Annotated in this window: 16 protein-coding genes; 6 read left to right on the top strand and 10 right to left on the bottom strand. The window is 50.8% G+C overall.

Translation table 11 applies throughout. The features are described 5' to 3' along the window. Positions 1-101: 101 nt before the first annotated feature. Complete coding sequence (locus tag DS739_RS12940; protein ID WP_006115691.1) at positions 102-347, bottom strand: hypothetical protein; 246 nt, start codon at positions 345-347, stop codon at positions 102-104. Positions 348-512: 165 nt separating this feature from the next. Here DS739_RS12940 and DS739_RS12935 point away from each other — a divergent pair, with 165 nt between their 5' ends. The 3 genes from DS739_RS12935 (at position 513) to DS739_RS12930 (ending at position 2,277) form a co-directional block, all read left to right on the top strand. Continuing rightward, positions 513-713, top strand: coding sequence for a helix-turn-helix transcriptional regulator (locus DS739_RS12935; protein ID WP_035352988.1), 201 nt, complete (start codon positions 513-515; stop codon positions 711-713). Between the two features lie 16 nt (positions 714-729). Beyond that, on the top strand, positions 730-1,035 hold the full coding sequence (locus DS739_RS14215) for a hypothetical protein (RefSeq protein ID WP_139018855.1): 306 nt from the start codon (positions 730-732) through the stop codon (positions 1,033-1,035). 297 nt (positions 1,036-1,332) lie between these two features. Then, entirely contained in the window at positions 1,333-2,277 is a 945-nt protein-coding gene (locus tag DS739_RS12930) for a hypothetical protein (protein WP_006115690.1), read from the top strand. An 80-nt stretch (positions 2,278-2,357) separates the two neighbouring features. Here the strand turns inward: DS739_RS12930 and DS739_RS12925 are convergent, their stop codons facing one another. Beyond that, positions 2,358-3,683: a site-specific integrase gene (locus DS739_RS12925; protein WP_035352991.1), complete on the bottom strand. Its 1,326-nt coding sequence runs from the start codon at positions 3,681-3,683 to the stop codon at positions 2,358-2,360. Positions 3,684-4,436: 753 nt separating this feature from the next. On the opposite strand from DS739_RS12925, the gene DS739_RS12915 reads away from it, so the two are divergent. From DS739_RS12915 to DS739_RS12905, 3 genes are all read left to right on the top strand, one after another. Beyond that, positions 4,437-5,132, top strand: coding sequence for a glutathione S-transferase (locus DS739_RS12915; RefSeq protein WP_006115688.1), 696 nt, complete (start codon positions 4,437-4,439; stop codon positions 5,130-5,132). Positions 5,133-5,339: 207 nt separating this feature from the next. Next, positions 5,340-5,894, top strand: a complete 555-nt coding sequence (locus DS739_RS12910) for a phosphate-starvation-inducible PsiE family protein (protein ID WP_006115687.1) — start codon at positions 5,340-5,342, stop codon at positions 5,892-5,894. Positions 5,895-5,941: 47 nt separating this feature from the next. Beyond that, positions 5,942-6,358, top strand: coding sequence for a DUF4186 domain-containing protein (locus DS739_RS12905; protein WP_035352998.1), 417 nt, complete (start codon positions 5,942-5,944; stop codon positions 6,356-6,358). A 19-nt stretch (positions 6,359-6,377) separates the two neighbouring features. On the opposite strand, the gene ubiM is transcribed toward DS739_RS12905, so the two are convergent. The 8 genes from ubiM to hisB form a co-directional block, all read right to left on the bottom strand. Next, the gene (ubiM, locus tag DS739_RS12900) at positions 6,378-7,562 is read right to left on the bottom strand and encodes a 5-demethoxyubiquinol-8 5-hydroxylase UbiM (RefSeq protein ID WP_006115685.1); all 1,185 of its coding nucleotides are present in this window, start codon (positions 7,560-7,562) and stop codon (positions 6,378-6,380) included. Next, positions 7,559-8,155, bottom strand: coding sequence for a nitroreductase (locus tag DS739_RS12895; protein ID WP_006115684.1), 597 nt, complete (start codon positions 8,153-8,155; stop codon positions 7,559-7,561). Before DS739_RS12895 ends, ubiM begins: the two co-directional genes overlap by 4 nt. Positions 8,156-8,188: 33 nt before the next feature. After that, positions 8,189-8,563, bottom strand: coding sequence for a histidine triad nucleotide-binding protein (locus DS739_RS12890; protein WP_006115683.1), 375 nt, complete (start codon positions 8,561-8,563; stop codon positions 8,189-8,191). Positions 8,564-8,569: 6 nt separating this feature from the next. Then, complete coding sequence (locus DS739_RS12885; RefSeq protein ID WP_006115681.1) at positions 8,570-9,004, bottom strand: phosphoribosyl-ATP diphosphatase; 435 nt, start codon at positions 9,002-9,004, stop codon at positions 8,570-8,572. Between the two features lie 8 nt (positions 9,005-9,012). Then, positions 9,013-9,789, bottom strand: coding sequence for an imidazole glycerol phosphate synthase subunit HisF (hisF, locus tag DS739_RS12880; RefSeq protein ID WP_006115680.1), 777 nt, complete (start codon positions 9,787-9,789; stop codon positions 9,013-9,015). After that, positions 9,789-11,114: a 1-(5-phosphoribosyl)-5-[(5-phosphoribosylamino)methylideneamino]imidazole-4-carboxamide isomerase gene (gene hisA / locus DS739_RS12875; RefSeq protein WP_035353000.1), complete on the bottom strand. Its 1,326-nt coding sequence runs from the start codon at positions 11,112-11,114 to the stop codon at positions 9,789-9,791. Before hisA ends, hisF begins: the two co-directional genes overlap by 1 nt. Next, positions 11,114-11,770, bottom strand: coding sequence for an imidazole glycerol phosphate synthase subunit HisH (hisH, locus tag DS739_RS12870; protein ID WP_006115678.1), 657 nt, complete (start codon positions 11,768-11,770; stop codon positions 11,114-11,116). The genes hisA and hisH overlap by 1 nt, the downstream gene beginning before the upstream one ends. Before the next feature lie 154 nt (positions 11,771-11,924). Then, positions 11,925-12,521: an imidazoleglycerol-phosphate dehydratase HisB gene (gene hisB, locus DS739_RS12865; RefSeq protein ID WP_006115677.1), complete on the bottom strand. Its 597-nt coding sequence runs from the start codon at positions 12,519-12,521 to the stop codon at positions 11,925-11,927. Positions 12,522-12,580: the final 59 nt, after the last annotated feature.

Below are 12,580 nucleotides of genomic sequence, written 5' to 3'. Positions count from 1 at the left end.
ATAAGTGAACCGACACGATGGCTTAGGCGTAAGCGGCCATGGGAAAGGCGGTAAAGGTCTTTCTTTGTCACCGAGCCTTACCGGGATTTTATGCGAAGTTATCATCGTGCTGGTTCCGCCCCATAAGTCGCAGAAGCCACCAGAACAGTGTGAGGGCTGCTGAGGTGGTGTGTGTGGCTTGCGCCCCCTCCGGAGGGACGGCGCAGGTGTTCAGGGTGCAGGAAGCCAGCCAGAGCCAGCAGAGAAAGGCCAGCCGCTGCAAAGGCGGCCAGAGCATCGCCATGCAGGCGAGCAGGTGTAAGCACTGCCCAGCGTGTGCCGGGCATGGTATAGGCGCGTTCAGCCATTACCGTCTCCTAGTGCGAGCGGTTGCGGTTAGGCCAAGTGTGGGAGGGTCCAAGCTCCCCATTTGGCCGCAAATTGCATTGCCCTATTATCCGAACATAGTTACGATAAATCTGCAATTAAAAAATCGTATCAGGGTTCGGATTTTGTTAGCTGTTCAATGTAAAATGGCCCGTGCTGCTATTGGCTGGGGAGTCCGTGATCTAGCAAAAGAGGCTGGCGTTTCACCTGATACTATCGCCCGACTTGAAAGAGGCGAGGAACTGAAACCGAGCACGATAGAAGCTATCTGTTCTGCCTTAGAAGCCGCAGGGGTTGAGTTTATCCCTGAGAATGGTGGAGGGGCTGGGGTTAGATTGAAACCATAATTGTTGAGGTAATATTATGACTGGATGTCCTGGAAAAAAACGAGCGACTAATGCTAATCGCGTCGTTAATGGTCGCAAATATTGTATGTGGTTGGATAAAAAACCTAATAATGCAATTCCGGTTGAAATTATAACTTGGGAAGATAACGGAAAACCATGTACCCCTCCGATTAAAATGAAGCATATGAATAGAATGGGAAATAATTATACTATTTCAGTCCGTATAATTTCAAGCAATTCTATTGCTACCATTACAAATGATCCTGCCGATTTAGGTGCAGTATTTTATGGTTCTTTGAGAGCCACATTTCATGAAAGTTAATCAGTCAGTCGATTAAGGAAAAATCCCGGAAATTCGCACATCGCCCAATGCAGGAATTTCTGCATCCCTAAAGACTCACCAAACTGGTAAAGATACCCCGTTCCTCACATCTGAGGAACGCCGGTTATGGGGCCTCCTTAGATGTGAGGAGGGGGCAAGCTTACCGGAGGGCATCCCTCAAAAAGTTATTCAGTTTTTCTTGGTTAGACAGCGCGCGTAGGCCATGCTTAAAGGCCGTCAAATTTTTAATTGGTAAAATCCAGTCTGTTGTGCGCTGATCATATGTAAGGGAAAGCCGTGAGCGAAGAAATGAGCGGAAAGACCATCTGCATCAATTATGATGGACCGGCTCTAGAAGCTGGCGAGATGGCTGTAGCTGATCTGGCACCGGCTCTCCTTGCTTTTGGTAAGCTGTTTGAAGAAGCAAACCGCGTCATCAATGGTGAAAAATCTCAGGTGTCCGTGAGGGTTAAAGCCTTTAACGAAGGTTCCTTTGAGGTTTACTTGCATCTTGTGCAAGGGTTTTTCGCCCATGCTTGCGACCTGCTTTCTGGCAATGGGGCTTCTGCTCTCTCCAACCTCTGGACCTTTTTAGGCGCAACTGGGAGCATCGGTGGTGGCCTGTTTGGTTTGCTTCAGTTTGCACGAGGGCGGAAGGTTAAAAAGGCTGTTGTTCTGCGTGATGGCAATGTTTCATTGGAGTTTCCGCCTGACTCTCTTTCTACGGAAGGAGATACCATTGTGGTTCCTGTGCAGCTTGCCGAACTATACAGGGATGTGAGGGTCCGAAAGGCCATAGCTGATACAGTGAAACCGTTGGGAAGAAATGGGATCACAAACCTATCTCTCCGCCCAGCTGGTACAGCCAAAGACACGGCCCCGGTTCATATCACCAAACCTGATTTGCCTTCTTTTTCTGTCCCTGAAACGGACGATAACAAGATTATCGACATGGAAAGCACGGCTGCTTTTTCCATTGTAAGTCTTTCTTTTAACGAAGATGGAAAATGGAAGCTTAATGACGGACAGAATGTAGTCTGGGCTTCAATAGAAGATCAGGAGTTTCTGGACGAGGTTGACCGCAACGAAATCTCCTTTGCTAAGGGAGATATTCTGGTTTGTAAGGTGCTGGTGCAGCAATGGCAGACAGATGGCGGACTGAGAAGCGAAACCAAGATTTTGAAGGTAATGCAGCACCGTAGCGCGGCACGACAAATAAACCTGCCTTTTGAAGAAAATTAAGGGAGGTGTGCTGTTTTCTAGCCTGATAGGCTGATCAGTATTTGTAAGGGCCTCTGTAAAATTGCAGAGGCCCTTTTTCTTTACCTCCGCAGAAGCACGACATTCCCTGCCGTGGGTTCGATTCCCGTCGCGGAAGCCACACTCAGCACATGCCCGGCCCAAGCATCCAAAGCCGCCGCCCGTTCCTTCAGGAACTCATGCCGCTGATATACGGCGGCTACGCCGCTTATGGCTCCCTCCGTATGGTTCAGCACCTTATCAGCCACATGGGGGCCAATGGCTAAACGGGCCATTGTGGTCACACCCGTGCGCCGCAGGTCATGAAGCCGCCAGCCGCTTGCGGGCAGGGCGGAGTGTTTCTTTCCCGCGTTTTTTCGCCCTCCGGTGGCATTAGTAGCCTGTTCCATCAGGGCTTCCAGCCGTTCTTTGCCATCAGAAAAGCCAGATATGGGCGTCCGGCCCGTATTGGTGAACACAAACGGAGAGACGGCCCCGGTTTTGCTGTCAGTCTGCCGGTGCAGGGAGGCCAGAACCTGCCGGGCAGGCTCGGACAGGTGGACGATATGCTCTTTGCCATTCTTGGTGCGGCTGGCCGGAATGGTCCATGTGGTCAGATCTGGCGTTATCTCTTCCCATCGCATCCCGGCAACCTCACTCCGGCGCTGGAGCGTGAGAACCAGCAGCCGGAAGAACGGGCCAAAGGCATAGGGCATCTGGCAGGCGGCCTGCCATGCTGCGCCTAGTTCGGCGTTAGTCAGCACCCGGTCACGGGATACCTCACGGCCTTCTACCACCACATGCGCAAAGGGGTTTTCCTCTACCAGTTGGCGCTTTGTCGCCCAGCTATACAGAGCGCGGCCATAGGACAGCAGGCGGCGGGCAGTGGTCGGGTGCTTTTCCGCCACGTCATCCAACCGGGTCTGCACTTCTGCCACGGTCAGGGCATGGGCTGGCCGGTTCAGCATGTCCGCAAAATTAAGCCGCAGGCGGCGCGGCGCTTCCGTGCGGTGGCTCGCGCTACTGTCCCGCAGAGCGTTGCTGGTCCAGCGGTCTATGAGGGCTTCAAACGTGAGGGCATTGGCCGCAGCCTGTCTGGCATCCTCTATGGCCTGCTGCTGGAAGGCCTGAGCAACGGCTTTCTTCTCTTCGGCAGGGTGACCACCCGCCAGAACCTTACCCCGTGCGGCTTCTGCCAGTTTGCGGGCATGTGCGAGGGTCAATTCCCCATACTGGCCAAGCACCAGCCTCCGGGCCTTACCACCAAAGCGGTAGTTGAACAGAAAGGTCTTGCTGCCGGTTGCGTTCACCCGGATGGCAAAGCCCTTCACCTCGTCATCCGTAAACATCACGTCCCGCTTTCCCGGCGGGCAGGTGAGGGCGTCTATTCCCGATTTTGTAAACTTCATGCCGAACCTTCTGCTACACCTTATACACCTCACCAAACCGTGAGGTGTAGCAGTCTGAGAAGGGAAAAACTGAGGGAAAACAGTATATTATCTATGAGTGTTACACCTATACACCTTGTACACCTGCTTTTGGTGTAGCGCCGCCCTCCGTTTTTCCCCTCTCACCCGCTGATAGACTTTTCCGGAGTCGCTCCGGAGTCATTTGAAAAGGTAACCCGTGCAGCTTGCTGCGTCACGTTGCGTCATAGCCGTTCGGTAATGTGAGGGAAAACAAGGGTTTTTGTGGCTCTTTGCATCTGCCTGCGTCTTAACGGTATCTCACCGCCACTGACTCTTAATCAGCGGGTCCAAGGTTCGAGCCCTTGTGCGCCCACCAATCTTTTCTAAAATTTTTGGTGGTTTTTAAGTGTAAGGCTGGTAAGCAACCCAGCCTTCCGAGTTCAATCCGCAGTTATTTGAAACAGATAGTGCCATTGCTGGCAGGGCTGGAGGTTTTTTGCCTGTAGCGGCTTGCGCGGTTTGTTCCTCTATTACCAAAAGCTTCCACGTGTTTTTATAGCAAAGGGGAAAGCAAGGAATGGATGTTGCCATTATTCTTGCTGTACTCGGTTGGCACATGGGAACTAAAGTTCAAAAATTCTTCTTTTAGCTGATAATCAGTTCTGCCCCGGGGCTTATACGCCATAACCAGTCTATCAGGACGGATAAGGCCGGGCGGGAGATTTATCTCAGTTAAAAGAAGGGCCGCATGTAATGATAACCGTGCATCATCTGGATAATTCCCGTTCACAACGGGTACTGTGGCTGCTGGAAGAACTGGACCTTCCCTACGATATCCAGTTTTACAAACGCGATCCTAAAACCATGATGGCCCCCAAATCCCTGCAAGCCATTCATCCATTGGGCAAGGCTCCGGTCATAACAGATACGGATGGAAACGTAACGTTGGCAGAAAGCGGAGCGATTATCGAATACGTTATCAATAAATACGGTCATGGCCGACTGGCACCGGCGTGTGACACACCCGAATATATCCGCTTCATATACTGGCTTCATTATGCGGAAGGGTCTGCCATGCCACCGCTTTTACTCAAATTGATATTTGGTATGCTGCCCAAACAGGCACCTTTACCTTTCCGCCCGTTTGCTTTTCTGATTTCAAAAGGAGCGCAGGCACAGTTTATAAATCCGCAGCTCAAATTGCATATGGATTATTGGGAACACAGCCTGTCTGAAAATGAATGGTTTGCTGGGAATAACTTTACCGCAGCGGATATCCAGATGAGTTTTCCTCTGGAGGCAGCAACCGCACGTGCTGGAGCAACAGACAATCGGCCTCATGTAGGAGGCTTCTTGCATCGTATTCATAACCGTCCTGCTTATCAGCGCGCCCTATATCGTGGCGGCATATACACTTACGCTCATAATGCCAGCGAGTCTGTGCCCTGATATCGATCATTTATTTGACCACAACAGAAAGCGTATCTGGCTTATCATAGGATGAATGTGTTTTACCGAAGGGAGGATTTCACGCTCCTCGCCTTATGGAAGCCTCTGGGATTAAGTTAAAAAAGGGAATAATCATCATAACTGAAACTTCTTCAGAATATTCTGATAGGAAGTGCAAATCCTTTTTTACCAAACGTATAGAGAAACATGAGCAGTCCAGATCATAATCAGATATCCCAAGATCCTTTTTCTCGTGAAGCATCGCGGTTGCGGAAAAGCTTTTTCGAGATGAATCTTTATGAAGGATTTGAACTTCTGATCATGCTGGTTCTTACTGGCCTGATCATGGTTATTACAACCATTGCAACATGGCACCTTACCAAGGAAGTTTGGTATCTGGTGATGTCATCGCAAATAGATGCTTCAAACATGCCGGCTTTTCAGGAAGTGTTTGGCAATATTTTTACGGTGATTATTGCTCTGGAGTTTAAAAGTTCGCTGCGTATCAGTTTGTCGCATAGTCGGGATGTGGTGCGTGTACGTACAATTGTGCTCATCGCGCTTCTGGCTGTTTCTCGTAAGTTTATTATTCTGGATCTGCACGAAGTAAGGCCTGCTGAGATGCTGGCGTTTTCTGCGGCTGTTTTGGCCTTGGGTGTTGTTTACTGGTTGATCCGTGAACAAGATATTCGTGTTGCAACTGGTAAGGGGGAGCTCATTGCGCAGGCACCTGTTCCCCCTGTAAAAACAGATGAGCAATAGCCACATTGTTGTAATGTTGTATTTTGCTTTTCAGGAACACCATAATAGTGCAGCAGGGTGAGCTTTTTCCGCAGGAGCAAAGGCTTCCTGCGGTATCAGACGCTTTGTGGGAGCGGCTTGCAAGGTCATCTTTTCGGAGTAGGTTTCACTTAAACTGTCAGGATATGACATATCTGACAGACAAAGGCTTGCCTGTGGTGGCTGAACATGGACGAGACTTTATTGCTCGGCGCCTTGCTCCGGCAAATCCGAAAAAAGATGGCAAACAAACCCCATGGAAGGGTCATCCTGTTTTTGTAGCGCAACATGCTACGGGCACGTGTTGTAGATCATGCTTGGAAAAATGGCACGGTTTCGTAAAACATCAGCCTCTTTCTCCAATACAGCAGACCTATGTGCTTGCTGTTATTATGGGGTGGCTGGAACGTGAATTAGAACGTGAAAATAAAAAAGGCAGCCTCTAATTAGGCTGCCTTTTTACAATCAAGCCGTTGTTTTTTTATCCATCAGAAGCGTAGTGACTGCCTGTTTAAAGGGCGTAAACCTGTCTGCCAGCCGGATACACGCTTGCCTAATGGGTTTAAATGGCAACGCATCATGCGTGTAAAGGGAGGCTATGCCATTCGTGCCGGCAAATAGCAAAGCAGTTGCACGCCTATGTTGCCGTTCATACTGCTGCAAGGCGCGTGCATTCCCGGCATCTGCCTGAGCGTTAAAGGCTGCGCCAATGCATTGTGCCAGCGTTTCTTGCCCCTTCAACCCCAGGTTGAAACCGTGTGCTGTGATGGGATGCATCCCCACGGCGGCATCTCCAACCAAAGCTAAACGCCGACCTACAAAGCGATGCGCATATACACCCTTAAGTGGATAAGCATGGCGTGTGCTGACAAGGCGCATTTGTCCTAATCTAGCTCCAACACGTTGGGTAATTTCCGCATTGAATTCATCGCGCGGTGTTGCGAGCAGGCGCTGTATTTCGTTTGCAGGAAGCGTAAGAACCAAAGAGGACGCCATGCCATTCACTGGCAGCAAAGCTATCGTCTGTCCTTCATCAAACCATTGCAGGGCGATGTTGTGATGGGGAGATTCATGCGCCATGCGGCAAACCAGCATGGATTTGTGGAAATCATGCACAATAGCGCCAATACCTGCGCGCCTGCGCGTAGGAGAAAAGCGACCATCAGCCCCAACGACAAGGCGTGCCTTGATTTGTCCGCCTGAGTGATGGACGGCGGCATAATCTTGGCCTTGCCTTACTGTTTCTACGCTGGTGTGTGGCTGTAGGTGAATACGTTCTTTCTCGCTTGCTGCGGCAAAGAGGGCACGCCGAATGTGGTTGTTGGAAACGAGCCAGCCGAGAGCTTCTTCTCCACGCCCATTTGTATCAAATGTAAGCGGATGGCGAAAACGTCCTGTTTCCACATGCGCTTCTCGTAAGGGGCAGATAACGCTTTGCGGGATATGATCCCATGCTTCGCATTCTTTAAGAATACGCATAGAATAATGTGTAAGGGCTATTTCCCGACCATCAAAGGAAGGTTCTTCCCATACAGGAAGTGGAGAACGTTCTAGTAAGGTTACAGAAAGGCCGATTTTTTCCAATGAAAGGGCTGTTGCCAACCCAACCGGACCACCACCAATAACAACGGCGTCTGTTATATGTGTCATGGTGTTTTTCCATCAGCTGCAAAATTTACCGGCTGACCTTGCCATGTAGCGGTAAACTCAGCCGGGTCTGGGCGCTTGGGTGTGGGAAGCGGTGTATCTGGCGTGCCGATAAACAAAAAACCTGCTAATTTATGGGGTGCAGGAAAGCCGAGTTCTTCAGCAAGAACAGGGTCATTCACAACATCACCAGAAACCCAAACTGCACCAAATCCTAATGCATGCAGTGCGTTCAGGATGTTCATGGCGCCTGCGGCTACAGTCATTTCCTGTTCCCATAAAGGAATTTTATGTTCTGGGCGTAGATGCATGCCTAAAACGAGTGTCATGGGAATTGTGGAAAATCTTTTAAGGCGCTTTTCTTTTTTAAATTCGGGTACGTCCGGGTCAAGTCGAACCATACTGGTAACAATACGCTCAGCCAGTAGCGAACGTGCATCATCTTTTACAATAACATAGCGCCATGGACGTAGCTTTCCGTGATCTGGAGCCCGCATAGCGGTAGCTAAAACCTCGGCCATTTGCGCTTCAGATGGTGCCGGAGCCTGAAGATGATCCGTTGATGCACGGGATAAAAGCATGTCCATGGGTGTCATAGGGATATGTCCGTCTGGATAAGAAACAAAAGATCAGGCCGGAAAGGCTGGCAATGCTTTTCCACCAAGAAGATGTATGTGGAAGTGAGGCACTTCCTGCCCACTATGGAGGCCCGCATTCGTAATCAACCGATAGCCGTTTTCTTCCAATCCAAGATCAAGCGCAATCTGGCCTGTAGCACGCATAACACCTGCAATTTCTTCTGCGGGTGCTGTTTGGCTGAAATCCATAAAGGAAACATAAGGGTTTTTGGGAATAATCAAAACATGAACAGGTGCCTTGGGCGCGATATCATAAAATGCCAGAACCCATTCGTTCTCAAAAATAGCCTTGCAGGGGATTTCACCGCGAAGGATTTTTGCAAAAACATTTTGCGGGTCATATGGCCCTCTACCTGTTACAGCCATTTCTGATTATTCCTTTACAGATTTTGTTGTTTTGGAACGTGCGGCTTTTTCTGCAATACCGCTTGTGCCTTCACGGCGCTGAAGTTCTGTCCAAACCTGATCTGGGGTAATGCCAGCATCTACCCATAAAACAATAAGATGGTAGAGTACATCAGCACTTTCACCAATCAGCAGATCCTTACGCCTGGCTACGGCTTCAATCAGGCATTCTACAGCCTCTTCCCCAAACTTTTGGGCAATTTTGTAAGTGCCGCGGGAAAGCAGGCGGGCTGAGTGGCTTACGGAAGGATCTGTGCCTTTGCGGTTTTGCACAACATCGTAAAGGCGGTTTAGAACGGAAATATCTGCTTCTGAAATTACTGGAAGAGAAAGAACCTCTTTATTCTTTTTGGATTTTGTGTCTGTTTTTGCTTCTGTTTTAGAAGGTGCTTTTTTTGTCATGATACGGGTTAACCTGCAAAAGGGGCGGGGGAAGGACGAACCGGCAAGCCTGCTTCTGACAATGCGGCTTTAACCTGGGGAATAGTGAACTGGCCAAAATGGAAAACACTTGCTGCCAGAAGGCCTGTTGCTCCGGCTTTGGCGCCTTCTACAAAGTGTTCCAGCTTACCCACACCGCCAGATGCAACAATGGGAAGCCTTACGGCCTGTGTTGCAGCTTTAAGAAGTTCCAGATCGAAGCCTGTTCCTGTACCATCCCGATCCATGGAGGTGAGTAGGATTTCCCCAGCGCCACGTTCTGCAACCTCACGGCACCAGTCTATGGCATCTCGCCCGGTAGAAGTGCGGCCACCGTGGGTAAATACTTCCCATTTCCCCGGTGCTGTCTGGCGGGCATCTATGGCAACAACAACGCATTGGCTACCAAATTTGTTGGCTGCTTCATTGACCAGTTCAGGACGGTTGACCGCGGCGGAGTTCATGGCGCATTTGTCTGCGCCTGCCAGCAGAAGGCGGCGCATATCATCCGTTGTGCGCACCCCCCCTCCGACTGTAAGGGGCAGAAAGATTTTTTCGGCTGTTTTGCTAACAACTTCTAGAATCGTATCACGGTTTTCATGGCTGGCAGTGATATCCAGAAAGGTCAGTTCATCAGCCCCAGCGGCATCGTAAACAGCGGCTTGTTCAACAGGGTCTCCCGCATCGCGCAGGGAAACGAAGTTAACGCCTTTGACCACTCTGCCGTTTTTAACATCCAGGCATGGAATAACGCGTAGTTTCAGCATCAGCTTAATACCTTCAGGGCTTCTGCTGGGGTTACGCGGCCATCATACAACGCGCGGCCCACAATCACGCCTTCAATGCCCGGAGCGTCCTGCGTGGCTTCCCGCAGAGCAATCAGATGCTCAATGCTGCCAACGCCACCGCTGGCAATAATGGGAATGGAAACCGTATTGGCCAATGTAACGGTCTGTTCCACATCCAGTCCCTCCAGCATGCCATCACGGCTGATTTCCGTGAAGATGATGGATGCAACGCCAGCTTCCTGCATACGGAGGGCCAATTCAGTTGCCTGCATGTCAGAAACTTCGGCCCAACCTTCGGTTGCAACGCGGCCAGATCGGGCATCAATGCCCGCAACAATGCGGCCTGGGAAAGCACGGCAGGCTTCACGCACAAGGGCGGGGTTTTTTACGGCAACAGAGCCCAAAATAACGCGGCTGATACCGGTTTCCAACCATGCTTCAATAGCCTTCATGTCCCGCAGGCCACCACCAAGCTGGACGGGAATATCTGTTGATTCCACAATGGAACGTACGGCATCTGCGTTTTCAGATTGTCCAGCAAAGGCACCGTTCAGATCTACAACATGCAGCCATTTAAAGCCTGCGGCCTCCCATGCAAGAGCCTGCGCACCGGGGTTGTCTGAATACACAGTGGCATCATCCATTTCTCCACGGCGTAAGCGCACGCAGGCTCCATCCTTGAGATCAATGGCTGGGTAAAGGGTAAGGGGATGCATGGAGGGTGCTGTTGTCATGGTTTCAGGCCGCGTTTGCTGAAAGGAAGAGGAAAGGGGGAGATGGTCTGTATCTAATGATTTGGTGAAGTACAGACCGCGCTGGTAGGTGTCGCCCAAACGGGTATAGAGGGGGTGTGTGCCCCAATGCAGAAAACCTGCCTTACGGAAGAGGGCAATGGCGCCATCCTGTGTTTCAGGCACTTCGGTATTCATAATCCGAAAGCCCATGCTGCGGGCTGCATTTTCCACTTCGTGCAACAAGGCTGTGCCGAGGCCCTGACGCTGCGCGTATGGCGCAATAAACAAATGTGCCAGAGTAACGCACATGGCTTGCAGCTCATTATTACGGGCGCTGCGTACAAGCTGTGCACATCCTACAATCACGCCGTTATGCCGAATAACAAACAGCATACGTTCTGGCACAAGCAGCAGGCCTTTGAAGTAGCGCTCCAGCACTTGCCGCCCTTGTGGCTGAAGCCAGCCAAAGCCGCCACCATCCAGAATGGAAGCATCTACGGCTTCACATAAGGCCTGAAGGTCATCTTCTTCTAGGTTCAGAATGCGTTGAACGCGTTTGTTCCGGGTCATTATACGGGAGCTTTCGGATCCCATCTCAGAAAATTGGCGAGAATCTTGAGGCCAACTGTCTGGCTTTTTTCAACATGGAACTGTGTACCCGCAACATTCCCCTTACACACTATGGCAGGCACGTTGCCACCATAATCTGTGGTGGCAAGCAGAACATCTGCCGCAGTATTTTGGAGTGCGTAGGAATGCACAAAGTATCCATGCGGCGCCTTACCCAAGCCGTGGGTAAGAGGGTGTTGTGTATGAAGCTCCAGCTCGTTCCAGCCCATTTGGGGAAGGCGCAGGCCAGTGGCTTCCATGAGGGTAATTTCCCCCGGAATCCACCCAAACCCTTCTGTTACACCATGTTCCCGCCCGCGTTCAGCCATAAGCTGCATACCAACGCAAATACCTAAAAAGGGTGTACCATTGGCCGTGGCGTTCAGAATAGAATCTTTCAAGCCGGGGATAGCTTCCAGCCCACGGGCGCAATCTGCAAACGCGCCTTGCCCGGGTAGGATGATACGGTCTGCTTGCAGGACAGCCGCAGGTTCGTTGGTGATAACAACATCGGCTGCAATTCCCGAAAGCTCAGCAGCCCGCAGGGCTGCACGGGCAGCGGACGCCAGATTGCCGCCTTCATAATCAACAACGGCGATGGAAAGAGGCTGGGTCATGGAACCCTCTTGTTGCTGGTGACCCTGTCTGATTTCTGCTGACCAATATAATAAGGTGCATGCAGCCCAGACAGGTTTGCGTTTTTCTCGGTTGTGCCCAGCGCTGCAAAACAGGTGTATCGGGCAGGGCTGGGTTATTAACCCGTATAAAAAATTATAGCACGCCTTTGGTGGAAGGAATGCTGCCTTGCGCCCGTGGGTCTGGTTCCACAGCCATACGCAATGCACGTGCAAGTGCCTTGAACGCGGCCTCGGCAATATGGTGGCAATTTTTACCAGCTTTTTCTGTCAGGTGCAGTGTGAGCATGGCGGACATGGCAAAGGCTCGGAAAAATTCTTCCACCAGTTCGGTGTCCAGATCCCCAATGCGGTCACGCGTAAACGTGGCATCAAATGCCAGAAAGGGCCGACCGGAAAGGTCAACCACAGCTTCGCACAAAGCTTCATCCAACGGTACAAGGGCATGGCCAAAACGGCGCACGCCACGCTTGTCCCCCAAAGCTTGTTTTAGGGCCATGCCAATGGCAATGCCTGTATCTTCAACGCTATGATGACCATCAATATAGAGGTCACCTTTTACGGTTACTTTCAGATCGAACAGGGCATGTTTGGCTAATGCCGTGAGCATATGATCGAAAAAACCGAGTCCGGTCTGAATATCGGCCTGCCCGGATCCATCCAGATCAAGGGTGATGGCGATATCGGTTTCGCTTGTAACGCGATGGATGGTGGCTTGGCGCGATGCTTTCATAATAGAAAACAGTATAGCCCAAGATGGGGCATAATACCATGAGGGCAGCAGTGGGCTAA

Origin of the sequence: Acetobacter sp. JWB (genome assembly GCF_003323795.1) — a bacterium.
Classification (GTDB): Bacteria; Pseudomonadota; Alphaproteobacteria; order Acetobacterales; family Acetobacteraceae; genus Acetobacter; species Acetobacter oryzifermentans.
Note: the sequence above shows the minus strand (reverse complement) of the source record. Positions and strands in the feature narration are given on the sequence as shown.